Annotated in this window: 24 protein-coding genes, 4 tRNA genes and 4 pseudogenes; 15 read left to right on the forward strand and 17 right to left on the reverse strand. The window is 36.1% G+C overall.

Annotated elements, in window-relative coordinates; translation table 11 throughout:
• Window positions 1-272: 272 nt before the first annotated feature.
• From purQ to rpe, 6 genes are all read right to left on the reverse strand, one after another.
• Window positions 273-944 carry a phosphoribosylformylglycinamidine synthase subunit PurQ gene (gene purQ / locus LBE40_RS02570; RefSeq protein WP_004858997.1) on the reverse strand — a complete coding sequence of 224 codons (672 nt, stop codon included), beginning with the start codon at window positions 942-944 and terminating at the stop codon, window positions 273-275.
• A 12-nt stretch (window positions 945-956) separates the two neighbouring features.
• Window positions 957-1196 (reverse strand): phosphoribosylformylglycinamidine synthase subunit PurS, encoded by a 240-nt coding sequence (purS, locus tag LBE40_RS02575; RefSeq protein WP_004858994.1) that lies wholly within the window; start codon window positions 1194-1196, stop codon window positions 957-959.
• An 86-nt stretch (window positions 1197-1282) separates the two neighbouring features.
• The gene (purC, locus tag LBE40_RS02580) at window positions 1283-2047 is read right to left on the reverse strand and encodes a phosphoribosylaminoimidazolesuccinocarboxamide synthase (protein WP_004858990.1); all 765 of its coding nucleotides are present in this window, start codon (window positions 2045-2047) and stop codon (window positions 1283-1285) included.
• A gap of 173 nt (window positions 2048-2220) precedes the next feature.
• Window positions 2221-2769 (reverse strand): RBBP9/YdeN family alpha/beta hydrolase, encoded by a 549-nt coding sequence (locus LBE40_RS02585; protein WP_004858986.1) that lies wholly within the window; start codon window positions 2767-2769, stop codon window positions 2221-2223.
• A gap of 77 nt (window positions 2770-2846) precedes the next feature.
• Window positions 2847-4151: an adenylosuccinate lyase gene (gene purB / locus LBE40_RS02590; protein ID WP_004858983.1), complete on the reverse strand. Its 1305-nt coding sequence runs from the start codon at window positions 4149-4151 to the stop codon at window positions 2847-2849.
• A 9-nt stretch (window positions 4152-4160) separates the two neighbouring features.
• A complete protein-coding gene (gene rpe, locus LBE40_RS02595; RefSeq protein ID WP_004858980.1) occupies window positions 4161-4835 on the reverse strand; it encodes a ribulose-phosphate 3-epimerase in 675 nt (224 codons plus the stop codon).
• Window positions 4836-4966: 131 nt separating this feature from the next.
• On the opposite strand from rpe, the gene LBE40_RS02600 reads away from it, so the two are divergent.
• Entirely contained in the window at window positions 4967-5500 is a 534-nt protein-coding gene (locus tag LBE40_RS02600) for a flavin reductase (protein ID WP_004858978.1), read from the forward strand.
• Between the two features lie 322 nt (window positions 5501-5822).
• Window positions 5823-6239, forward strand: a complete 417-nt coding sequence (gene dksA, locus LBE40_RS02605; RefSeq protein ID WP_004858975.1) for an RNA polymerase-binding protein DksA — start codon at window positions 5823-5825, stop codon at window positions 6237-6239.
• 52 nt (window positions 6240-6291) lie between these two features.
• On the opposite strand, the gene LBE40_RS02610 is transcribed toward dksA, so the two are convergent.
• Complete coding sequence (locus LBE40_RS02610; RefSeq protein WP_004858971.1) at window positions 6292-6807, reverse strand: flagellar biosynthetic protein FliO; 516 nt, start codon at window positions 6805-6807, stop codon at window positions 6292-6294.
• 189 nt (window positions 6808-6996) lie between these two features.
• Between LBE40_RS02610 and LBE40_RS02615 the strand changes: the two genes are divergently transcribed.
• Window positions 6997-9528: a response regulator gene (locus LBE40_RS02615; RefSeq protein WP_004858968.1), complete on the forward strand. Its 2532-nt coding sequence runs from the start codon at window positions 6997-6999 to the stop codon at window positions 9526-9528.
• 197 nt (window positions 9529-9725) lie between these two features.
• Here LBE40_RS02615 and purN read toward each other — a convergent pair whose 3' ends face one another.
• Window positions 9726-10337 (reverse strand): phosphoribosylglycinamide formyltransferase, encoded by a 612-nt coding sequence (purN, locus tag LBE40_RS02620; RefSeq protein WP_004858964.1) that lies wholly within the window; start codon window positions 10335-10337, stop codon window positions 9726-9728.
• Entirely contained in the window at window positions 10334-11419 is a 1086-nt protein-coding gene (gene purM, locus LBE40_RS02625) for a phosphoribosylformylglycinamidine cyclo-ligase (protein WP_004858961.1), read from the reverse strand. The genes purN and purM overlap by 4 nt, the downstream gene beginning before the upstream one ends.
• A 181-nt stretch (window positions 11420-11600) precedes the next feature.
• Between purM and LBE40_RS02630 the strand changes: the two genes are divergently transcribed.
• The 5 genes from LBE40_RS02630 (at window position 11601) to LBE40_RS02650 (ending at window position 14820) form a co-directional block, all read left to right on the forward strand.
• Window positions 11601-12809, forward strand: coding sequence for an AI-2E family transporter (locus tag LBE40_RS02630; protein ID WP_004858958.1), 1209 nt, complete (start codon window positions 11601-11603; stop codon window positions 12807-12809).
• On the forward strand, window positions 12806-13495 hold the full coding sequence (gene hdaA, locus LBE40_RS02635; RefSeq protein WP_004858956.1) for a DnaA regulatory inactivator HdaA: 690 nt from the start codon (window positions 12806-12808) through the stop codon (window positions 13493-13495). Before LBE40_RS02630 ends, hdaA begins: the two co-directional genes overlap by 4 nt.
• Window positions 13496-14230: 735 nt before the next feature.
• Window positions 14231-14307: transfer RNA gene (locus LBE40_RS02640), tRNA-Pro, on the forward strand.
• Between the two features lie 92 nt (window positions 14308-14399).
• The gene (locus LBE40_RS02645; RefSeq protein ID WP_004858954.1) at window positions 14400-14705 is read left to right on the forward strand and encodes an ETC complex I subunit; all 306 of its coding nucleotides are present in this window, start codon (window positions 14400-14402) and stop codon (window positions 14703-14705) included.
• Between the two features lie 38 nt (window positions 14706-14743).
• Window positions 14744-14820, forward strand: a tRNA-Arg gene (locus LBE40_RS02650).
• A 309-nt stretch (window positions 14821-15129) separates the two neighbouring features.
• On the opposite strand, the pseudogene LBE40_RS02655 reads toward LBE40_RS02650, so the two are convergent.
• Window positions 15130-15484, reverse strand: a pseudogene (locus LBE40_RS02655) (tyrosine-type recombinase/integrase); the annotation flags it as partial.
• A 42-nt stretch (window positions 15485-15526) separates the two neighbouring features.
• Here LBE40_RS02655 and LBE40_RS08460 point away from each other — a divergent pair.
• The 5 genes and pseudogenes from LBE40_RS08460 to LBE40_RS02680 all read left to right on the forward strand — a co-directional run.
• Window positions 15527-15754, forward strand: a pseudogene (locus LBE40_RS08460) (hypothetical protein).
• Between the two features lie 115 nt (window positions 15755-15869).
• Window positions 15870-16097, forward strand: a pseudogene (locus tag LBE40_RS02665) (hypothetical protein).
• Between the two features lie 166 nt (window positions 16098-16263).
• Window positions 16264-16413: a hypothetical protein gene (locus LBE40_RS02670; RefSeq protein WP_004858952.1), complete on the forward strand. Its 150-nt coding sequence runs from the start codon at window positions 16264-16266 to the stop codon at window positions 16411-16413.
• Between the two features lie 180 nt (window positions 16414-16593).
• Window positions 16594-16719, forward strand: coding sequence for a type II toxin-antitoxin system mRNA interferase toxin, RelE/StbE family (locus LBE40_RS02675; RefSeq protein ID WP_245256406.1), 126 nt, complete (start codon window positions 16594-16596; stop codon window positions 16717-16719).
• 125 nt (window positions 16720-16844) lie between these two features.
• Window positions 16845-17177: pseudogene (locus tag LBE40_RS02680) on the forward strand (XRE family transcriptional regulator); the annotation flags it as partial.
• A gap of 114 nt (window positions 17178-17291) precedes the next feature.
• Here LBE40_RS02680 and LBE40_RS02685 read toward each other — a convergent pair.
• From LBE40_RS02685 to LBE40_RS02695, 3 genes are all read right to left on the reverse strand, one after another.
• Window positions 17292-17366 (reverse strand) — tRNA-Val (locus tag LBE40_RS02685).
• Between the two features lie 98 nt (window positions 17367-17464).
• Window positions 17465-17827 carry a cell cycle two-component system response regulator CpdR gene (gene cpdR / locus LBE40_RS02690; RefSeq protein WP_004858948.1) on the reverse strand — a complete coding sequence of 121 codons (363 nt, stop codon included), beginning with the start codon at window positions 17825-17827 and terminating at the stop codon, window positions 17465-17467.
• Between the two features lie 495 nt (window positions 17828-18322).
• Window positions 18323-19243, reverse strand: coding sequence for a serine aminopeptidase domain-containing protein (locus LBE40_RS02695; RefSeq protein WP_004858941.1), 921 nt, complete (start codon window positions 19241-19243; stop codon window positions 18323-18325).
• A 269-nt stretch (window positions 19244-19512) separates the two neighbouring features.
• Here LBE40_RS02695 and LBE40_RS02700 point away from each other — a divergent pair, with 269 nt between their 5' ends.
• A complete protein-coding gene (locus tag LBE40_RS02700; protein WP_004858938.1) occupies window positions 19513-20010 on the forward strand; it encodes an Hsp20 family protein in 498 nt (165 codons plus the stop codon).
• A gap of 240 nt (window positions 20011-20250) precedes the next feature.
• On the opposite strand, the gene LBE40_RS02705 is transcribed toward LBE40_RS02700, so the two are convergent.
• Window positions 20251-20327 (reverse strand) — tRNA-Pro (locus tag LBE40_RS02705).
• 557 nt (window positions 20328-20884) lie between these two features.
• Between LBE40_RS02705 and LBE40_RS02710 the strand changes: the two genes are divergently transcribed.
• Window positions 20885-21244, forward strand: a complete 360-nt coding sequence (locus tag LBE40_RS02710) for an iron-sulfur cluster assembly accessory protein (RefSeq protein ID WP_004858935.1) — start codon at window positions 20885-20887, stop codon at window positions 21242-21244.
• A 65-nt stretch (window positions 21245-21309) separates the two neighbouring features.
• On the opposite strand, the gene mazG is transcribed toward LBE40_RS02710, so the two are convergent.
• From mazG to LBE40_RS02725, 3 genes are read right to left on the reverse strand one after another with little or no spacing between them, the layout of a single operon-like run.
• Window positions 21310-22140: a nucleoside triphosphate pyrophosphohydrolase gene (gene mazG, locus LBE40_RS02715; protein WP_004858932.1), complete on the reverse strand. Its 831-nt coding sequence runs from the start codon at window positions 22138-22140 to the stop codon at window positions 21310-21312.
• Between the two features lie 30 nt (window positions 22141-22170).
• Window positions 22171-23100, reverse strand: coding sequence for a lipid A biosynthesis lauroyl acyltransferase (locus LBE40_RS02720; protein WP_040296951.1), 930 nt, complete (start codon window positions 23098-23100; stop codon window positions 22171-22173).
• A gap of 6 nt (window positions 23101-23106) precedes the next feature.
• Complete coding sequence (locus LBE40_RS02725; protein WP_004858926.1) at window positions 23107-24135, reverse strand: zinc-binding dehydrogenase; 1029 nt, start codon at window positions 24133-24135, stop codon at window positions 23107-23109.
• Between the last annotated feature and the right edge of the window lie 68 nt (window positions 24136-24203).

The raw sequence follows: 24203 nt of genomic DNA on the forward strand, positions 1-24203 counted from the left end.
TTAGCATTTTTATTCTTTTAAATCTAGCAGCTTAGATCATAAATGGTTGTATTGTTTGATAAGGCAGAAGTGCACAAACCATTAACTGAGACTCTAGTGATTTATTCGGTGATTCAAAGACCAGAAACGGCTTTTGAATAAATCTTTGTGTGTTTTTAGAGAAATACCATCCACTGGGTCTGTAAAGTCTTTGATTCGTAAATTTACTGCATAGGAGATGATAGAGATTTTTGACTTTAAAAAAGTTAAATAACATAATTTCTCTTTTATTATTACCCATTTGCAAATTCTAAAGCACTTTGGAAAAGTAAGCGGCCATCAGTACCACCATGTGCTGGTTCAATGAAATTTTCAGGGTGAGGCATCATACCAAGAATATTACCAGCTTTATTGGTAATACCAGCAATATTATTAAGTGAACCATTAGGGTTTGTATTTTCTGCGTAGCGGAAAACAATTTGCTCATTATCTTCCATTTGTTTTAATATTTCACTGTTAACAAAATAATTTCCATCATGATGTGCAACAGGACAACGAATGATTTGTCCTTTAGAATAATATCGAGAAAATTTTGTATTGGTATTGGTTACTTCAAGCTTTATTTCACGACAAACAAATTTCAATGAAGCATTACGCATTAAAGCACCGGGTAATAATCCAGCTTCCAATAGAATTTGAAATCCATTACATATACCGATTATTGTAATACCTTTTTCTGCTTTCTCACGAACGGCTTGTAAAACTGGTGTTCGTGCGCCAATAGCGCCACATCTTAAGTAATCCCCATAAGAAAAACCACCAGGAATAACAATGACATCTACATCTGGAATTGTTGAATCTGTTTGCCAAATTTTGAATGGTTCAACGCCTGTTATATGATGTAATGCTGCGACCATATCTCGATCGCGATTTAGTCCAGGCAATTGAATGATGGCAGTTTTCATGGAAAGTTCCATTTAAAGGAGTTCTATAGTGTAATTTTCAATAACAGTATTTGCAAGTAACTCTTCACACATCTTTTCGAGTTTTTGCTTTGCCGTTTCAGCAGGTTGATCATCAAGCACAACATCAAAAACCTTCCCTTGGCGAATAGAGTGAATGCCTTTGAAAGCTAAACTTTTTAAAGCATTAACAATCGCTTCTCCTTGTGGATCAAGAACGCTGCTTTTTAGGGTAACTGTAACGCGTGCTTTCATTTCTTATTTCCTGTTGCTAAAATCTCTCTCTTTGAGGAGATCTACTTACCAATGTCAAGGAAGGTGATATAACGTCATCTTATTGTTTATTTTACTAAAACGGGACCACTTGGTCGTGGAGGCTCATTTTCATTGATGATTCCGAGACGTTTGGCAACTTCTTGATAAGCGTTAATAAGTCCTCCCATATCATGCCGAAAACGATCTTTATCCATTTTTTCTCGTGTTTGCATATCCCATAGTCGGGCAGAATCAGGTGAGATTTCATCAGCAAGAACAATGCGCATCGTTTCATCTTCCCACAAACGACCAAATTCCATTTTAAAATCAACTAATTGAATATTAACACCTGCAAAAAGTCCAGAAAGAAAATCATTAATACGAATCGCAAGTTGCATAATGTCTTCTATCTCTTGTGGAACAGCCCATCCAAAGGCAGTGATATGTTCTTCAGTTACCATTGGGTCATCAAGAGAATCATTTTTATAATAAAATTCAATGATGGATTGCGAAAGAGCGGTTCCTTCTTCCAATCCCAAACGTTTAGAAAGAGAGCCAGCGGCAATGTTTCGAACAACAACCTCCAACGGAATAATTTCAACGGCTTTAATGAGTTGTTCGCGCATATTTATACGCTTGATAAAATGTGTTGGGATACCCAAACGGCTAAGATGGCTGAAGATATGTTCCGAAATACGGTTATTTAAAACCCCTTTTCCGTCGATAACTTCATGCTTTTTTGCATTAAAGGCAGTTGCGTCATCTTTAAAAAATTGAATATAGGTCCCTGGTTCAGGTCCTTCATATAAAATTTTGGCCTTGCCTTCATATATACGGTGGCGACGATTCATTATAGTTCTCTATTGGTTTGAGAGGTTTTAAATAGCGTTGATAAGTGATACTATCCTAATTGGCAGAAATTCTCAATGATTGCTATAACACTTCTTATAACTTTTGTCATTGTGGGGCTGCAAAAGAAAAATGGAACTGCGTAGATAGGGTAAAGACGATTATCTTTTTTGGATCAGATTTTTGCAAGGAAATGGGAGAGAACCATAAGCCCTTCAGGCCAAGGTCCATATCCAGATTCTGCATTAATATGGCCTGACTGACCAGCGTCAACAAAGAGAGCTCCCCAATCATTGGCAAGATTCTCTGCTACTGAGAATTGACAAAATTCATCGTTTCGGCTGGCTACAACTACAGAAGGAAAGGATAACTTTTTGCAATAATAGGGGCCAAATGTCATTAAATGTTTGGGGCGTATTTTTTTATTACTTACATCTGGAGGTGCAACAAAAAAGGCACCACAAATTTTTTCTGCGTTTTGTAGCGTTGCTTGAATAGCCGTTGGAACTCCTAATGAATGGGCAATAATCATAACGGGTTTTTGAGCTTGTGCAATGGCGATTTCAACCTCATTAACCCATTCTTCACAAACAGGTTTTGACCAATGGGCTTGTTTAACGCGGCGGGCTGTAGACAATTTTTTTTCCCATCGTGTTTGCCAATGATCAGGACCAGATCCTTTGTAGCCAGGAACAATAAGAATATCGAGTTGATTTGCTTTCATGAACTATTTCTTTCATTACAATAGGTTTTGTCTCATAGGTGGAAGACAATAACTCTGTTCCTGATATGCAATCTTCGTCATTCCCCAAAAACGCGTTTAAAAATCGTGTTGATATGTTTGGTGTGGTAAGAAAGGTCGAATTTTTCGCGAAGTTCCGCTTCACTTAAGACTTTTGTAATATCGCCGTCATTGAGCAGTTCTTCTAAAAAATCTTTTCCTTGTTCCCAAACCTTCATCGCATTTCGTTGTACAATCCGATAAGAATCTTCACGACTAATCCCAGCTTGCGTGAGTGCTAAAAGCACTCGTTGTGAATGAACAAGCCCGCGGAATTTATTAAGATTTTTTTGCATATTTTGGGGATAGACAATTAGGTTTTCAATGACAGATGTGAGTCTGGCAAGAGCAAAATCAAGTGTAATGGTAGCGTCAGGGCCAATATAACGCTCAACAGATGAATGAGAAATATCTCGTTCATGCCAAAGTGCTACATTTTCCATGGCAGGTATTGCGTATGCACGTACCATACGCGCTAACCCAGTTAAATTTTCTGTTAAAACTGGATTACGTTTATGGGGCATAGCAGATGAGCCTTTTTGCCCAGGTGAGAAATGCTCTTCTACTTCAAGTACTTCTGTTCGCTGTAGATGACGTATTTCTATAGCTAGCCGTTCAATAGATGAAGCAATAACACCAAGCGTTGCAAAGAACATAGCATGACGATCACGTGGTATAACTTGGGTAGAAACGGGTTCAAAACGCATACCCAATGCTTTTGCTACATGTTCTTCAACGCGTGGATCAATGTTAGCAAAAGTTCCTACGGCTCCTGAAATAGCACAAGTAGAAATTTCTTCACGTGCTGCAAGAAGGCGTTTGCGGCAACGGGAAAATTCAGCATATGCAAGGGCGAATTTGACTCCAAATGTTGTCGGTTCAGCATGAATGCCGTGACTTCGCCCAATGGTGATTGTTTCTTTATGTTCAAAGGCACGTTTTTTTAACGCTTCAAGAAGTTGGTCTATGTCTTTTAGCAAAATATCACTGGCACGCATCAACTGAATATTTAGCGTTGTATCTAGAACATCTGATGATGTCATACCTTGGTGGATGAAGCGTGCTTCTGGTCCAACAAATTCAGCTAAGTGGGTTAGGAATGCGATAACATCATGCTTGGTGATTGCCTCAATTTCATTAATGCGATTAACATCAAATTCGGCTGCGTCCCCTTTTTCCCATATAATCTTTGCTGCTTCTTTTGGAATAATTCCTAGTTCAGCAAGTGCATCACAGGCATGTGCTTCAATTTCAAACCAAATACGATATTTCGTTTTTGCTGACCAAATTGTTACCATTTCAGATCGGGAATAACGTGCTATCATGATTTTTCCTTATTGTGAGAGAGCTGCTGCTTGGCGCAGTGCGTTAATACGTGTTTTGTAAAGTTCTTTGTTTCCATCTTTATAAATTGCAGAACCTGCAACAAATACATTTGCACCAGCTTTTGCAGCTATTCCAATTGTATCAACTGTGATACCACCATCTACTTCAAGATCAATAGGCCTGTTAGCGATCATACTTTTAACGCGTTTGATTTTATCTTTCATTTCTGGAATGAAATTTTGTCCACCAAAACCAGGATTGACTGTCATGATGAGGATAAGATCTAATTGATCAAGCAAATATTCAAGCACATGTTCTGATGTACTTGGATTGATTGCAATTCCTGCTTTTTTTCCTGTTGCTTTGATTATTTGTAGTGAACGATGAAGATGGGGACTTGCTTCAGCATGAATAGTTATAATATCTGAACCAGCTTGTGCAAAAGCTTCAAGATAAGGATCTACAGGTGCGATCATCAGATGAACGTCAAATATTGCTTTGGTTAATGGACGAAGTGTCTTGACGACATCAGGACCAAAAGTGATATTAGGGACAAAATGGCCATCCATTATATCAAGATGCAACCAATCTGCACCTGCATCAACAACATCTAATACTTCTTTGCCAAGTTTGGAAAAATCAGAAGCCAAGAGTGAAGGTGAAATGAGATGAGAATGAGGCATTAAAATCTCCTAGGTTGGCCTTTTTAGCATGTAGTTTTGTATACTAAAACATCATTTGTATTGTAGAGTATATGAATAGATCTTTTTATGGAAAGATCACTTGGAATTTTAAAACTGTATAAGTGAGAGATATGTCAAACCATACAACACATTTAATGCCTGAACTTCAACATAATATTACTGTTTCTTCGCAAGAATATCGAGATGCTATGAGTCATTTTGCAGGAGCTGTGCATATTGTGACAACAAATGGCATTAAAGGAAGGCGCGGGGTGACAGTTTCAGCGTGTTGTTCTTTATCTGATGATCCCCCAACACTTCTTGTTTGCCTCATGCGGCATAACCTCAAGAATCATTTGTTTATGGAAAATGGAAATTTTTGTGTTAATAGTTTAGCAGGAAAACATCGTTCATTAGCAGATATTTTTTCTAGGTCTTGTAATTATACACAAAATGAACATTTTAGTATAGCACAATGGAGAACTTTGCAGACTGGTGCACCTAGTCTTTCAAGCGCCTTAGCGTCTTTTGATTGTCGTTTAATTTGTTGGCATGAACATGCAACCCATTTTGTTTTGATTGGTGAAGTTGTTGCAATCAACCGTAATCAAGAAAAAGACGCTTTGATGTATTTGAATCGTGAATATCACACTCTGCTTTTGTGAAAATTTTTATTTTTTGCATATTGAGATGATTTGTTGTTAGTAGATTTGAGTCTTGCTCAATAATTCAGTAAGGTTGTTGCGTATGATGATGAATGTCTGCATTTTTTATGCTTTTAGATAGATTAGAAAGGGGATTTATGGATAAGCCTTGATTTTAGTTATTATGTCAAGGGAATAATGTGCTGTGCAGAAAGAATAGCTGAAGACTTAAACAGTGATTTTAAACATATTATAGGGTGTATAAAAAAATATTTTATACTTGTGTTGATCAGTGTTGGACAATATATAGACCGCACATACCATATGTGGAGGTTTTTATGGCATGAGCGAAGAGATTGATGATCAGTATCGCCCTAGTGAAGATGAGCCTTTTATGAATGAGCGACAAAAGGCGTATTTTCGTGCTAAATTAGTTTCTTGGAAGAATGATATATTAAGAGAAGCGCGTGGGACTTTGGAAAATTTGCAAGAAGAGAATGTTGGTCAACCCGATTTAACTGATAGAGCATCCTGCGAAACTGATCGTACAATCGAATTACGTGCTCGTGATCGTCAGAGAAAACTCATTTCAAAGATAGATGCTGCTTTGGAGCGCATCGATAATGGAACTTACGGTTTTTGTGAGGAAACTGGTGAGCCTATTAGCATAAAGCGTCTTGAAGCTCGACCGATTGCAGTTTTATCGTTGGAAGCACAGGAACGCCACGAACGACGGGAAAAAGTTTATCGTGACGATTAAAGTCGATTGAGATGATGAGCAAATGAGATGTACGGCGCTAGAGTCGCGTATTTTATTTTTTTGCGGCAGGGATAAATAAGGATGGCTCCTGCCGTCCTTCAATTTCAGCAGTAATTGCTGAATCTTCTACGTTTTGCTTCATAAAAGAGCTAGGGGAAGTGTTTTGTGTATGTTTTCTTTCATTTCTGGAAAAAGATATTTTTTCTGTGAGATCTGGATTGATTTCTGTTGTTGTTAATGTTGGCTGTGTTTCGTTCTTTTGTATCATGGATGTAGTGGTAATATTCGATTCTACAACAACATCTGTCAGTCCGCCAATAAGAAGCAAATGCTCTTTATCATCACAACGTACCAAAATAAGACGACGTGCGCGATCGATAGAAAGTGTATCACATAAAGTTAATCGTGATAGATGCTTTTTTTTGTTGATACTGAATCTTCCTGTATTTAAACGACGCACAAATAGGATGATTGTAGCAAGAGCTGTGATTGTTATTATAAAAAACACAACGCTTGTGGTTATGTTCGCGGCAGATGTGCCTATTTGGTTTGATAACCAGATATACATGGAGTTTCTCTCATTTTGAAATGGAAATATTATTTTTTATTGAGATAAGTTTGTAAATATACCCTTAAAAGGTTTGCTTATAACATAAGATGAGTGATTTTTCTTAAGGAGATATTATCATGGTATATACTTTATAACAATGATTATGGAGGTAATTTGTGGTAACAGCTCTAATCAAGGCAAAGTGAGATGGATAAAAGTTTTGAGAATAGTGGGAAATCATCGTCTTCTTCTGTAAATCGAGGAGGTGTTGTTTTTGTAATAGCTTTTCTCTTCATTGTAGGTATTCTAGATTTTTTTTATCCGCAAAGCTATTTGCAAAAGATTGGATTGATTTCTTTTTGGGCTTTAGCGATTATAGGGGTTGCTTCACTCGTTCTTATTGGAATGGGGGTTTTAAAATGTAATGTATTACAGTTTCATGAAGATTTTGATCTTAGCATCTTTAATAGTAGCGATGATGCAATTATAGTCTCCGATTTGTCTGGTTTTGTTTATTACTCTAATCAAAATTACCAAAAAATTCTTACCTATAAGCCTGAATCCACTTGTTATGTGGTTATTGCTGATCTTCCAGGGGCTGGTGCACTTGCGTATCGCTTAAAGGTTGCGGCACGTAGTCATCTTGCAGCGCAAGAAGAATTAAGGGTAGAGCAACCGATTTTTGCCCATTCTACACAAAAAAAATCTGCTTGGTATAATATTTCTGTTCAACCAATTACAAGGAGGAGAAAAAAACTTTTATTTTGGCGTATTGCCGATATTTCGCATCTGCAAGAATGTCGTGAAGTTTTTTTCTCGAATCTCCAAGAAGCTATCAATCATTTAGATCAAGCTCCTGTTGGTTTTCTATCCATTAATACCCAAGGGAATGTTCTTTATGCAAATACAGTTTTTGCTGAATGGTTTTCAATTGACTTGGCTAACTTTACTATTGGGCAATATAGTTTTGATCAATTATTTGGTAGTGTTGGAGTTAATAGCGCGTGGCGTGATATTTGTTTGCAATACGACAAACATCAAAGTTCAGGGTACTCTTTACCTTATATGTTTTCGTTATGTTTAAATTCAGAGACCGGTATTAAGAAAATATTGAATTGTTTTATGTGTGTTTCTTCTCTCTTAGAAGGTGAAGCTATTTATCGTATTGTCGTAATTCCACAGCAGGTACAAAAGGAAGAGGACGGTGATCAATCAAAATTACCTAGTGCACTGGTAGCGTATTTTGATGCAAGCCCTTTTGCAATAGCAGTGGCGGATCAGAAAGGATATTTGATTCACATGAATAATGTCTTTTCATTACTCACGGGATGTACGGGAAAAACTATCAATCTTTATGATGTTATATTTCACCATGATCGTGCACAGTTAGAGCGTGCCTTTCAGAAAATCATGACAAATAAAAATTATTCAGTCTCTCTAGAAACAGTTTTAGAAAATAATGAAGAACGCCATTTACGTCTCCATATTATGCCTATATTGTCCTATCACGGCGAAGCATTGCGAGATTTGGTCATTATCTCTGTTATAGAAACAACAGAACAAAAAGCGCTTGAAGATAAAATGATGCAAAGCCAGAAAATGCAAGCTGTTGGGCAATTAGCTGGCGGTATTGCTCATGATTTTAATAATGTTTTAACAGCAATTTTGATGTCATGCGATCTTCTTTTAAATACACATCGTAGTTCTGATCCTGCCTATGCTGATCTTATCAATATCAAAAATAATGCTAATCGTGCAGCTGCGCTTGTACAACAATTACTAGCTTTTTCTCGGAAGCAAACACTCCGTCCTGAAGAGGTAGATTTTACAGAGGTTTTATCAGATATTCGCAATCTTATTTTACCCCTTTTAGGCAATAATGTTCAGTTAAAAATTATTCATGGAAGAGATTTGTGGAGCGTTGAAGTTGATCAAGCATCTTTTCAGCGTGTTATTATGAATTTGGTTATTAATGCGCGTGATGCTATGCCTGATGGAGGGGTTGTAACGATTGCAACAAATAATATTACAAAACAACAGAGTGCTGCATTTGATCATGTTGGTTTTGCAATTGGTGAGTATGTGCAATTGACTGTTTCAGATACAGGGACTGGTATATCAGCTGCTATACAAGAAAAGATGTTTGAACCATTTTTTACAACAAAGGAAGTTGGACAAGGAACTGGGCTTGGGTTGTCCATGGTTTATGGAATTATTAAACAAACAGGTGGTTACATTTACTGTGATAGCAGAGAGGGAGAGGGAGCAACATTTCATATTTTTCTCCCCCGTTATATTCCTCATAATAAGGGAAAAATTTTTCCGCTGATTGAAAAAGGTGAAGAGCAAGAAAAAAATACAGATTTAACAGGATCGGCGACTGTTTTGTTGGTTGAAGATGAAGATGCTGTCAGAATGGGTGGGGTAAGAGCGCTTCAAATGAGAGGATATACTGTTTTAGAGGCAGCAAGCGGGGTAGAAGCACTTACCATTCTTGAGGAAAATAAGGGGGCTATTGATATTATTGTTTCTGATGTGGTGATGCCAGAAATGGATGGGCCTACTTTGCTTAAGGAAGCACGTAAAAAATATCCTGATATCAAATTTATTTTTGTTTCTGGATACGCAAAAGATGCTTTTGCTAAAAACCTTCCACAAGATGCTGTTTTTGGTTTTTTATCTAAACCATTTACACTCAAACAGTTAGCACTAATAGTTAAAGAAACACTTGCACAATGAAATGAAAAATTGTGTAATAGAAATATTGTTTATTTTAAAATTTTTTAGACGAAAATGAGTATCTTGAAAAGATAAGCATTGCACATTTTCTATAAAAATATTCATGAAGATAATGTGACTTTATCCTATTCAAACTTTATAAGAGAGGAGGGTACAGGAAATTTTTTTACAAGGTTGGAAAGTGCTGGTTGATATATTCAAAAGGATAAAAGCTGTTGTTGAGCATCTATCATTTTTTTGTTTCCATCAATGAAGGCTTTTAAGGCTTCGGGGTAGAGTTTATGTTCCGCTTTAAGGACTCTCTCTGCTAAGCACTCAGCGGTATCATTTGGACACACTGGAACAGCTGCTTGGGCAAGAATTTTTCCTGCATCCATATCTTCTGTAACAAGATGAACAGTGCAACCAGTGATTTTAACGCCTGCTTGTAAAACTCTTTCATGTGTTTTTAAACCTTTAAATGAAGGTAAAAGAGAAGGGTGAATATTTAAAATTCGGCCTTCATAAAGTTTTACAAAACGCGATGAGATAAGGCGCATATAGCCAGCAAAGCAGAGAAGATCTGGCCTATATTGAGCTAAAACCGTAAAGATAGCTTCTTCGTGTGCTTCTTTCGTTGGATAGTTTTTGCGATCAATAATGTGCGTAGGCAAGTTATTGTTACGCGCTTTTTCAATGCCCGCAGCATAAGGATTATCGCAAATAACTGCGATGATTTCAGCCGGATATTCTTTTTGTTTACTTGCTTTGGCAAGGGCAACCATATTAGATCCGTTGCCAGAAATAAAAATAACAATTTGTTTTTTCATAAGTGCAGTACACCTTTATAGAGTATTTCTTTATCTTGGCGTTTTGTTAAAATGCCGAGGGGGGTAACGGTTTCTCCTTGTATTTCAAGTGATTGCGTAATTTTTTTAACTGCGTGTTGCGCTACGATAATAACCATGCCAATGCCGCAATTAAATGTTCGCAGCATTTCTGTTTCTTCTATTTTACCTTGCTTGGCAATCCATGAAAAAACTGATGGAACATGAATGGCAGAAAGATTAATTTCAGCGCACAGAGAAGATGGAAGTACTCGTGGAATGTTTTCAGAAAAGCCTCCACCTGTGATATGGGCAAGAGCTTTAATTCCTTCATAATTTCGCATAATAGATAGAAGCGATTTTACATAAATACGTGTTGGTGTGAGCAACGCTGTACCAAGGCTGATTTGAGGATTAAATGGAGCAGGATTTTCCCATTTTAGGTTATTTTGTTGTATGATTTGTCTTATAAGAGAAAAGCCGTTGGAATGGACTCCGGAAGCGTTAAGTCCTAAAATAATATCGCCTTCTGTAAGATTTTTTGAAGGGAGTAATGCGCTGCGTTCACATGCTCCTACAGCAAAACCTGCTAAATCATAATCTCCTTCTGCATACATGCCTGGCATTTCTGCAGTTTCTCCTCCAATAAGAGCCGCGCCTGCTTGTTTACATCCTTTTGCTATACCAGAAACGATTGTAGCACCCTGTTCAGGGTTCAGCTTACCAGTTGCAAAGTAATCAAGAAAAAAGAGAGGTTCAGCACCTTGTACGAGTAAATCATTAACGCACATGGCTACGAGGTCAATACCCACAGTGTCATGTATACCTACTTCAATGGCAATTTTTAATTTTGTTCCTACGCCATCATTGGCCGCTACAAGAATAGGATCTGTGAAGCCGGCTGCTTTTAAATCAAAGAGGCCACCAAAGCCGCCAATTTCTGCATTTGTTCCTGCTCGTTTTGTTGAGCGTATAAAGGGTTTAATTTTTTTTACCATGGCATTACCCATATCGATGTTTACACCGGCTTCTGCGTAGGTAAGAGCACACTTGGATTTATTATTTATGAGATCTTGATTGCTCATTGGAGTCTTCCTTATGGAAAATCAGATTTTGGTGTTATGCAATGCCATGATAAAGTTACCTCTGCAAGAGATATTGATATTTAGTATTTAATAAATAAGCCATTTTGCTTGACCTATGTATTTTCTTGACCCATGTAAAAGAAGTTTATAATCTTTTGTGAAGAATTTTTTAGGATATTTTATGAGCAAGGTAGATAATCACGATCATTTTGCTTCGCAGCTTGTGAACAAGAAGGTGAGTCAGAGTGGGTCTCGTGACCGTTATAAGACTTATGTACCAGCTTATACTCAAGTACCGTTACCGAACAATATGAAAAAACAAATTTTTTTCTGGCTTGGTACGCTGATTTTTTTCATTCTTTTTATGTTTGTTTTTGGATCCGTTTTGCTTCCTTTCGTAGCAGGAATTGTGTTGGCTTACTTTCTTAACCCCATTGTTCAATTGTTTGAAAAATTTGGTATTCGTCGTGTTTTTGGTACTATCCTCATTAGTTTGTTTATTGTTGTTATTTTTGTTGCTGCTTTAGTTATTTTAATTCCTATTATCAGTTGGCAAATACAGCAGTTTATGAGTGATGGTTTACCTATCTATATTAATCGTATTCAAACTTTTTTTGTTGAGCATGATTTTGATTGGGTTAGGCGCTATTTTGGTAGTGATCCAAATGAATTACAGAGTAATATTAAAGGGCTTTTGGGAAAAAGTTCTGATTTTATTACATCTCTTTTGAATTCACTTTTGAAGTCAGGAAAATCTATCGTTAATCTTGTGAGCCTATTTGTTGTGGCACCTGTGGTGGCATTTTACATGTTATTAGATTGGCCGCGTATGGTTGCAGCAGTTGATTCGTTAATACCAAGGGATCATCTTGAGACTGTTCGCAGTATTTTTTATGAAATGGATAGAGCTATTGCTGGCTTTGTTCGTGGACAAGGAACAGTTTGTTTAATATTGGGAGGGTATTATGCTATTGGTTTAACTATCACGGGACTTAATTTTGGTCTTTTGATTGGTATGTTTATTGGTCTTATAAGCTTTGTTCCTTATATTGGTACAATGAGTGGTTTTGTGCTTTCTGTTGGTGTTGCATGGGTTCAGTTTTACCCCAATAATTGGGGTTGGATCGTCGTTGTTATGGTTCTCTTTTTAATTGGTCAGTTTATTGAAGGTTATATTCTTCAACCAAAACTTGTGGGGTCATCAGTGGGATTGCATCCGGTGTGGCTGATGTTTGCACTTTTTGCTTTTTCTTCACTCTTTGGTTTCACTGGTATGCTTGTTGCGGTTCCTGCTGCGGCGGCTGTTGGTGTTTTGGTTCGTTTTGCTCTTCATACTTACCTTAATTCTCAGATGTATTCACGAAGTGGAAATTCGGAGTTGCTAGAATGAAGGGGCGTGAAACGCAATTACCCTTAAACTTTTTTTATAATCCAGCTTTCCAATTTGATGACTTGGTAGTAACGGAAAGCAATCGTATGGCTTTTCAGCTTATTGATCATTGGCCAAATTGGGTCTTACCTATTGCAGTTTTGGTTGGAAAAGAAGGATCTGGGAAAACGCATTTTTCTAGCGTATGGGTGCAGAAAGCTGATGCTTTAAGTTTTCATCGCAATGAAGTTGATCAGGCTATTGCTGTGGCTTCTTCAGGAAGATCACTTTTAATTGAGGATATTGATGCGGATGAAATTAGAGAAACAGAGCTTTTTCACTTAATTAACAGCGTTAAGCAAGCGAATCTTGATGTACATCATGCTACTTTGTTGATAACGGCACGTACAGTACCTTCAGCGTGGAATTTAAAGTTAAATGATCTCAAAAGTCGCCTTAATTCGGTTATGTTAGTTGCGATTAATCAGCCTGATGATGCATTGTTAACAGCTGTTGCTTTTAAACTTTTTTCTGATAAGCAGATTATTGTTCATCCGGATACTATTGCGTATCTTGTAAGCCGTTGTGAGCGTTCTTTATTTTCATTAAAGCGTGTTATTGATTCCGTTGATCAGTTAGCGTTACAAAGAAAAAGCAAAATAACGCGGGCTGTTATTGCTGAAGTCCTTAATATGCAAATACAGTAAATATTTTTTATATGGCCCAAATTTCTCAATAGAAAGTGCTTGTGTTCTATTGTTGTTATAATGCTCAGATAGAATGGTTTTTTTAAGTTTTTTCCTTTTTGGTATAATGGCATTTTTATTTTTTTGTAATTTGCTTAATACGTTTTTTGAATGACTTTGCAGTTTTTAATTTATGACGATTGTTTTCATGACTTATCCAAGCACATTTAAGCGTTTGAAAGTGATTTTTGAAAAGAAGGTTTTTTCTCTATTGAGAATAGTGTTTGTTCTTTAGTTTATGCATTTGCATTGTAGGTGAGTATAGAATTAAAAAATAAAAGTGATGGGGAAGATAGAATAGCAGGGGAACTTAATCAGTTTTCTTCATGTTGTATATTGGATTTTATACGAATCAGGTGAGAATGTTGGAGGTTTATACTATTTGGAATTTTTTTGTGATGTTCAAGTTATTTTGTTATTAAAATTATGTTCGTTATATGTTTTGTTGTCATGAAAGATTTTTGAAAGTAATATAAAAATTGTGTGCTTATGAAAAAATTAGTTGTCTGTTAATGTAAAGTGGATTTTTTAGTATCGTTTGCTTATTTCTGTCAATGAATGTGTTATTTAGCAAAAAGAATTTTAAAAAAGTTTTTTTTCTGTAAAGAAAAGCAATAAAATTAAAAAAAGTGTGTTTTTCTCTTGCACTTCTGTTGTGAAAATTTTAGGGAAGGTGCATCAAATAAATGTGAATGACGGAGCGTAGCGCAGCTTGGTAGCGCACCTGATTTGGGATCAGGGGGTCGTAGGTTCGAATCCTATCGCTCCGACCATATTTGATAGGATGTGGAAGATAGTTCAAGTAGGGGTGTGTGGCGAGAAATTATCATTTAAATGTTTATGTATCGTCTAAAGGAAAGTAACCATGATCGCACGTATTTATAATCCTGCGAAGACAGCGATGCAGTCAGGTAGGAGGAGTACTGGTGTTTGGATTTTGCAATATGAGCCGTTACAGGCAAAAATGCTTGAGCCTCTTATGGGATATACGGCGACATCTGATATGAATAATCAAATAAAAATCCAGTTCAATAGGAAAGAAGAGGCAGTTGCTTTTGCCCGCAAGAATGCTATTCCTTATCGTGTAGAAAAAACACATAGATCGATTCGGCGTGCTGTTTCTTATTCTGATAATTTTCGCAGTGATAGGCAACAACCTTGGACGCATTGAGTTAAAGACACTTTTTGGAATTGAGAAAATGATCAGTTGGTCCCGTAGCTCAGCTGGATAGAGCAACGGCCTTCTAAGCCGTGGGTCACAGGTTCGAATCCTGTCGGGATCACCATGTTTGATTAACATCACTGGGTTATGTAAAAGTTCAAAAATTTTGATTTCTTTTAATTCTATTGGTTTGTTTTCTTATGTGAGTTTTTATATCAGTCGTTTTGATATAGAGCTACGCTTACTGTTTATCATTTGCTAAAAAATATTCTTTCATTTTTGAAGTATATAGCGTCTGCGTTAGCACTCTGGGCTGTTACTTATTTTCTTAATCCTTTGGCTGTTTTTTTATTTTTACTGCTTTAGTATCTCACGAACTAGGTTGGCAAAATTTTCTTAATGGGCTTATTTGATTTTACTACAAGTTAACATCCTTATCGTTAATAAAACTCGTTTTAAGGATTGATTCTATTTCAGGAAAAATCAAGAGGAAGGTTCCTATTTTAATTTTTTTTGTTTTGATCATGAATAATATTATCTTTAACGTCTTTCCAGCCAATACGAACCGCATCACTACGACGCAAGCCCGTATACAGAAGAACATCAATCCATACGCGTTTATGTGTACCGATAGATCGTTTTTGATAATATTTCTCAACGTCTTTTTTCTCCTGCTGTTGGATTGTTTTCTAAAAGCCCTTGTTCAATTGCCCAATTCAAAAGTCCATTAAGTGTTTTAAGAAAGTTTCTAGCCATTGCTGGCGTTTTTTCCGCCGTTCAACACTGGCTGGCATAGTGTTTGTAGCCAAGCGTTTTCGGGAGCAACGCTTATGATTTTTGGGCTCAGGAAATATTCCCTCATGTTTACAGCGGCTTTAGCCGTTTTTTTATGGCTTTAGCGAAAGCCTTTCACCTTTGCAAGAAAAGTGAACGGCATAAGCAAACAGAGAATGCGTTAAAAATGGTAACAACACGTTTTGAGGTTGAAAATTGAAGTTAATCGAAAAAGTGATGCTGGTGTGTGCACTGAATTTTCTCGCTGGGTGCGTGGCAAATAGGTCTGTTTCTTGTGGTGGCTGGTTGCTCATTTATTTGGATATGCAAGATGTTGAGGTTACCCGTTACTACCTTGCAAGAGATATTTTGAAGCGTAACAGCAGAGAGCACATTTATGTGATTGGAAAGACGGTCAAGAAACGAAGCAACAAAGATAAAGATCTCACAAAAAGAACAACAGCTGCTTCATGAGATGATCAACACCTATCAAGGTTTGAAGATGATGGCATGCTTCATGAAGTAGAGTGCGTTTTTTATCTTTATGTTTATTATTGATTTTGCACCTCTCATGGACGCACTAGACAATATCTTTTCACACCTCAAAAATGGCTAACCAAGAGTTGAAAAATTTCTTCTTTAAAGAAAAAAATCGATATTAATGATAGGTTAAACTATGTTTAACTAAGTTAAATAATGTATAATCATTAAAGTTCTTAAAGAGGAAATATGATGAGTGTAAAAAGTGAACTTATAGCAGCTTAAATTAGATATAAATCTAAAAAGCGCGTTTATGGCTATAGCTAAAAGAAAATACCGTCCAGCCTCACAAATTTTACGTGATCTTATTCGTGTTTATGTTGAAAATAACAAGATATCTAATAAGGAAATGCTTGAAACTTTTCATAAAACCGATAGTAATGAAGAAGTTTTTTTATGCTGAAAATATTGCTGATTTGATTAAGCAACTGGATATCTAATTATGTGTTCAGTGAGTTATTAGGGAAAGTTTAAAAGGATGCAAAACGGGCAGAAAAGCGTGGAAAAAATACGCAAAAGCTTACAGAAGTTATGATTTCTGATTCATAAGAAGTAATTGCCATCTATTTTAAATGATCATACATTGCAAAGAAATTGGAAGTCTCGTCGAGATCTTCATATAGAATCCGATTGGTTATTAATTTATATAGTTGATGAAAAGCGCGTCCATTTTGATAGGACAGATACGTATTCAGATTTATTTAGGTAAGAAGCTGATTCTAACCTCTTCAAAAAGAAATTTTGATTCGTAATAATTAGAGAGAAAAATCTAAAAATTGTTGTTAGAATCAGAATTAAATAATTATTTTTTCTAAAGGATTTTTTTAGACGCTAATACCATTTGGTAAAACCTTACGCAAGCTTCTCATTGATCATTCAGAGCGCCTTTCAGATATGGCTGAGAAATTAGACATATCTGTACCATTTTTATCTCTTGTAGAAATTGGCAAAAGACCTGGGCCAGTTGGCATGGAAGAAAAGATCATAGAACATACGATTTAGATGAAGATACTGCTTCTCGTAAGAAAAGAATCAGATGTTTCTTGCACAAGTTTTACAATAAAGCCTTCTAAACCGTTGAGTCGTAAAACTGTTGGCATGTTTATTAGAATTTTAAGTGTTTGTTCACAAGAAGATTTAGAAGCACTTAACGAAGCAAAAAGAAAATGCTACTGTTATAGAGGCGTGTTAAAAAAATCCTATTCTCGAACTTTTATCTACACATCCAAAATCTTAAAAATATATGGAAAATCAATAACTTAATAGAGATATAAAGCTACATGGTGGGCGTGACAGGGATTGAACCTGTGACCCCTACGATGTCAACGTAGTGCTCTCCCGCTGAGCTACACGCCCATTTAATGACGTTGCATACAGCACATAGAATTACAAACGTCAATGTCTAATTTAGTTTTCTGTTTAATCAGTCACGAATAACTTGGAAAAATAGCCTTTTAAGCAGCTATAAGTATTTTTTCAACCTCATTAACGAGTTCACGCAAGTGAAACGGTTTAGAAAGCACTTTTGCATCAGGAGGGGCATCGCTATTTGAATTGAGTGCAACTGCTGCAAAGCCTGTAATAAACATCACGCGTAAATCAGGATCAATTTCAGTAGCGCGTCGTGCCAGTTCAATACCATCCATTTCTGGCATTACAATATCAGTAAGTAGAAGGGAAAATGGTTCTTCTTGTAAACGCTCATATGCGCTAGCACCGTTATCGAAATCTGCGACTTCGTAGCCTGCACGTTCTAAGGCTTTCGCTAGAAAGCGGCGCATATCGTTATCATCTTCTGCGAGCAGGATTCGTTTCATGATTATATTCCAATGGCTCCATTCGTCAGAGTTTTTTTGCCACATCAATTATACAATATAGAGTATTTATAAAAAAGATGATAAAATACTCATAATTGGAATGAATGGCAAAATGGTTAATTCTTACATTCTTGTCAAGGATACAGCATATTCGTTGTAAGTTAGTTAAATTCGAAATGTATGTGATGTTGAAAGAAGAAAGCCGTATTTGAATATTTTAAGCGCGATTTCTGTTTCTTTTTAATTTTTTCATTTTGGTAAGCGCTTCGTTGAAGGGGTTATGGGAACATTCATTTCAGAAACTGTGTTTTTATTTTATATTGGAGAAGTCAGAAAACCTATACGACTACGACAAAGCTGAGTTTTTATAGCTATTTGTTTTCTGTATACTTGTATAAATTATACTATGATATAACATAATAAAATTAATAATAAACAAGAAATGTATTAAAGTATCTGTATTTTTAAATTTAAAATATATTTTTATTATAATTATTACTTTATAGATAAATTCTCATCGAGAATAAATGCATCAAATGCAGCCCAAAATTGTTTTTTGTAACTTTCTTCATGCATGATTGTATCAAGTTCCGCACCTGTAATGGTGATGCTGTCTGTCAGACGTGTGTGTTGGCATAATTGCCGCACCTCAATGTTATTCGCAATATTGTTTTGATTGGCGAGAATAAACAGTGTTGGGATTCGTAAATGTCCATGAAATATATTTTCCTTCATAGAGGAAATTGCATTTAGTACCGATGCCATCCATCGGGATGTTGGCGATTTCATAGAGAGGAAAGGTGTTCTATTAGTATAACCAGGTTGCATTTTGTTTTGTTTTGTTTCTTTGAGTTTTGTTCCACCTCTAGCTGGCAAGAATCCTAAGCCTATATCAGAAAGAAATTGTGTTAATTTATGTTGGAAGCCATTTGTTTTATTGCTAAACGGTGCAAAAAGGGGAGAAACGCAGAGCATTTTCTTAAACTGATGATTAAGGAGATCCAGTCCGCTAAGTGCTATCAACCCTCCCATGCCATAGGTTAGCATATAGTAAGGTGGTGGACAAATAGGATAAACGACATTTATAAGAAATTCATTCAAGTCATTAATATCATTATTAATATCAAAATAATGATATCGACTCTGTTTTTTTATATTGAATGGTGATTTTTCTCGATCAAACCAGTCAAATATTGCTGTATGAAAACCACGTTTAGAAATTTCATTTATTGGTAAAAAATATTCTTCTAAAGCATTTGCATAGTTTTGGAGAATAACAATTGTTCCCTCGGATTTTTCCATATCAGGACACGTTATAGAAAAACGGATTTCGCGATCCGTGGCTATTTTAAGATAGCTATTACGGATATTGGAAGGAGTGGAATCGCAAACTGTGTGATAAAGAGATGTTTCCAATTGATATCCTTTACAGTGTATTTTGCAACTTAGTGCAAAGTGAGATAACGAGAGGACTTACATTTATGTAATGATAAAGAAGGATTAAGAAACAGTTATGTTGTTTTGTATATTTTTATAAATTCAAGCATAAAAGAGTTGAAATAGGATAAAACAGTTACCAGATAAATGATGCGGTCGCTACTCTGGGCCGCTGGTTCACGGATAGTTTGCCATTCGGGAACTTTGTGAGTCAATTAATTATAGTCGCTCTAAAGGAGGGCAATATTATGCGTCAAGTAGACTTTTCACCATTTTATCGTTCAACAGTAGGTTTTGATCATCTTTTTAACTGGTTTGATTCTAGGACACAACCTGATGATGTTTCTTCTTATCCACCCTATAACATCGAGCGTTTAACTGAAGATTCTTATAGAATTTCTATGGCTGTTGCTGGTTTTTCTAAAGATGAAATCGATATCGAAACGCATTGCAATCAGCTGATCGTTAAGGGTGAGAGAAGGCCTGAAAATGATGATGAAGAACGAGAATTCCTTTATCGAGGCATTGCGTCACGTGCTTTTGAGCGGCGTTTCCATTTGGCTGATCATGTTAAGGTTATTGGAGCAGAGCTTGGTGATGGCCTTCTTCATATTCAGCTTAAAAGAGAAATGCCGGCTGAATTAAAACCAAAGAAGATAGCTGTGCAGACATCAACATCTGCTGTGAAAAATGATAATAATCATACTATGCGTAAAGCGAATTTAGAAGTTGAGAAAACTAAATGATTATTATCATTGAGATAGGGAAGTGACGCGAGACAAAGGTCTCGCGTTTTATGTGTTTTATCTTAAAAAGAATGCTATTTAAGTAAAATTACCTATTTCTAGTTTATGGCAATTATTCTACCGCGTATCGCTGTATATTGAGAAAATGGAATAGATTTTTAAAACTTCATCATGCAAAAAGATAATAGTTTCATTCAAAAAAGCACATTCTGTATTTACTGATATATTCTTCGGGAAAAGTGGTCGGAGCGGCGGGATTCGAACCCACGACCCCTTGACCCCCAGTCAAGTGCGCTACCAGGCTGCGCTACGCTCCGAACTGTGTAAAACGCTTAAATGACTGTTTCTTTAAAGGCAAGAGAAAAAATAAATAGATTAAAATCTAAAATGCTGTTGCACTTTTAAAGAGAGCTTTCGAGAGTGAAAATGAAATTTTTTGTTTTGATATTTTTTTGTTCATTAAGATAAATACTTAAACTGTTAAGTAATTGATTTTGTTGATATTTTATGGCTATTATATGCACATATTTATTTTATGTAAATTGTGAGGATATAGGATAAGATTTGTATGCTTTTAAACGCATTCATTTTTTCTGATATTTAAGAGGTCTTATAAAAAAATGATACCTCTTAAATGTTTCTGTTTTTTTTTGTAAAAAAAGCATTTTTCATGAGATGCAAGGATAGTAAAATATAATTTTTAGATTGCACAATTGTAAATCTAAATAGTTGGATATGAGGCTTTTATCCCGATAAGAAAAGGTTAAAACATTTCAACTTATATCTTGTTGTTTTGTATCAGATATACCAGGTAAATAAAATGTTGTAGATGAAACACTTTCAAAGTTTTTGTTTAGAAAGAAAAGGGTAAATGATGAGCCGTTTTTCGGTAATAAATTTAACAGAAGCTGCAGTAGATCGTGTTAAAGCGATTATGGATGCCAAAGATGCGCGTGGTATTCTTATTGGTATCAAGAAAGGTGGTTGTGCGGGGATGGAGTATACAATTACTCTTGTAAAGGAAGAGGGGCTGGATGCAGATGTTGTTGAAGTGAATGGCGCTCGTGTTTTTATAGCACATGATGCAGTATTATTTTTATTAGGAACGCAGGTAGATTATGAAGTGACAACACTTCGTTCCGGTTTTGTATTTAAAAACCCTAATCAAGTTTCCGCATGTGGGTGTGGCGAATCAGTAGAACTTCGTCCAGCTCTTGCAAAATCAATTAATTGAAATGTATAAAGTCAATTGAATTTAATGAGTTGAGGGATTTTCTCGGATTTTAGGTTGATGAAATCTTATATTTTTTGTCTTTCATTTTTAGCTTTATTCCAGAGATCTTCCATTTCATTTAAGGATGCATCGGCCAATGTTTTAGATTGAGCAGATAGATTTTCTTCAATATAAGTAAAATGATTTCGAAACTTTGTATTTGTTTTTTTTAATGCTTTTTGTGAATTAATATCCAAGTGGCGTGCGAGATTAAGTAGGGTAAAGTAAAGATCACCGAACTCTTCTTCTATATCTGATGTTTTCGCATCTTTGATTGCTTCTTTGAGTTCATTGAGTTCTTCTTCTATTTTTGCAAAAAATTTATGATTTTCACGCCAATCAAAACCTACCTTAGCTGCGGCTTTTTGTAAAGCGAGTGCTTCTTGGTCTGCTGGTTGAATCTTTTTTACTTTTGTAAGAATGCTTGTTGTAGAACTGTTTAATAAATTTTCTTCTTCGGAGCACTTTTTTTGTTCAGCCTGTTCTCTTTTTTTTATATCTTCCCATTCTTCTGCTACAAAACCACGTTTTTTTTGCTCTGCATTTCCAAAAACGTGAGGATGGCGACGAATCATTTTTGCAGTGATTGCGTAAACAACATCTTCGAAAGTAAAGTAACTTTCTTCTTGTGCAATTGTAGTATGATAGACGACCTGTAGAAGAAGATCACCAAGTTCTTCGCAAAGATCCATTCGATTTTTTCGTTCAATGGCATCAATAACCTCATAAACTTCTTCAAGCATATAGGGTATGAGGGATTCAAATGTTTGTTTTATATTCCAGATACATCCGCTATCACGGTTTCGTAATGCTGTAACAATTGCGATAAGATCATTGATATCTTTTGACGCTAACACTTATATTTCTCCTATAAATGCTATGATATATTAGCTATCCCAACGTCTGTGTAACCACGCCCATTGCCCAGGATATTCACGTACCCAACTTTCAATAATATCATTTAATTTTTGTGTAGAAGCGGCTATATCAATCTCATTTTTTTCGTCAAGTGGAAGCTTTACACGCTCATATAGCTCTAAACGATGGCGTCCTCCGGCTAGACGGATACAACGTGCTGGATAAATATCACAATTATATTGTCGTGCAAGTTTTACAATTAAGGGATTTGTTTTAAGAGGTCTGTTAAAAAATATTCCTAAAACACCACGGTGAAATTTTTGGTCGACGAGCATACCAACATTTTCACCTTCTGCTAACTTGGCTGCTAATGCCCAAGCCGCACCGGCTTTAGATGGGACGAGATGTCCCATGGAAGTTTTCCGGGCTTTAAGGACTCGCTTTGCAATATAAGGATTATTAGGGGGCCTAAAGAGTATTGTAACATTTAGGCCAAAACTTTGTGCGCATATAGGAAGAAGTTCGAAATTTCCGGTATGCGCTGTGAAAAAAATATGCGGTTTCTTTTCATTTTTTAATCGCTTAAATATTTCAGCACCTTTAACCTCAATAAGACCTGGCTTCTCCGCATGAGGATCAAAATCAAAAATTTTATCAAGAAAAATATATTCCGCTAGAAATTGTCCTATATTTTGCCACATTTCTATCGCAATTACTTGAATCTCTTCTTCTGTTTTTTCTGGATATGCAGCTCTAAGGTTTGTGAGCGCGATTTGGTGGCGATGTGTGAGGGGACCGAGTTTTTTTGCTAACCAAGAAAAAAAAGAAAATCCAATGTTGGTAGGAAAATATTTTAAAATAAATAAGGAACCGATGAGCAGATATCCCCACAACAAATAAAATGATTTTTTTGCTATAACTTTAATACGGTATACAAGATTTTTAATATAAATCTTCATCATAATTCAATCAATTTTAAGAATAATTTTACCAAAAACATCTCGACTTTCCATTCGTTTTAAAGCCGTGTCAATTTCATCAAATCCAACAATTGTATCAATGATAGGGTGTACAACCCCTTGTGCCATTTTCTGCATGGCGTTTTGCATATTTTCTATACGACAGCCAAATGAACCGAATATTTTAAGTTGTTGCTGAAATAACTGCATGAGATTTAGTGGAGCTGTAACTCCAGAAGTAGAACCACAAGTTACTAAGCGTGCTCCTCGTTTCATACACAACAAAGAACCGCTCCATGTATCGGCTCCTACATGCTCAAAAACAACATCAACACCTTTTTTTTGAGTTAATTTTCGGACAACGCCTTCAAAACGATCTTTACGGTAATTAATAACATGATCTGCTCCAAGAGATTGCGCTTTTGCTATTTTTTCATCTGAACCTACAGTTGTAATAACTGTACATTCCATATGTTTTGCGAGTTGAATAGCTGCAGAGCCTATACCAGAACCGCCTGCTTGTATCAGAACTGTTTCTCCTGCTTGTAGTTTTGCATTATCGAAAAGCATATGTTCTACAGTGCCAAAAGTAATTGGAGCGACAGCTGCTTGAAGTTCGTCACATTCTGAAGGGGCTGGGACCAATAGACGTGCCGGCAAATTAACAAATTCACGGGCAAATCCATCAAGATGAAAACCGTAGACGCCCTTTACATGATTGCAAAGATTATCACGTCCTTCACGGCAAGCTTGGCATATTCCACAAGTTTGTGCACCATAAATTGAGACTATCTGTCCAAGTTGTAAATTTTTAACATTACTCCCTAGTTTGGTAACTACGCCGGAAGCTTCTGCACCAATTACGAGTGGCATTTTTCTTTTTGCAAAGGCCATACCACGCCAGCCCCATACATCAATATGATTAAGAGCAACAGCTTTTATATGCACTGTTACTTCATCGGGGGTAGGTGGTGGTGGTGTGGCGATATCGGTGATTTCAAGTCGGCGTTCATTCAATAGTTGCAGTGCACGCATTATCATCCCCCTTTAATATATATGGCTGTTAAGTTAAGTGTTACAAAATTTAATCAATATTAAAAGGA

Source organism: Bartonella taylorii, from assembly GCF_023920105.1.
Taxonomy (GTDB): domain Bacteria; phylum Pseudomonadota; class Alphaproteobacteria; order Rhizobiales; family Rhizobiaceae; genus Bartonella; species Bartonella taylorii.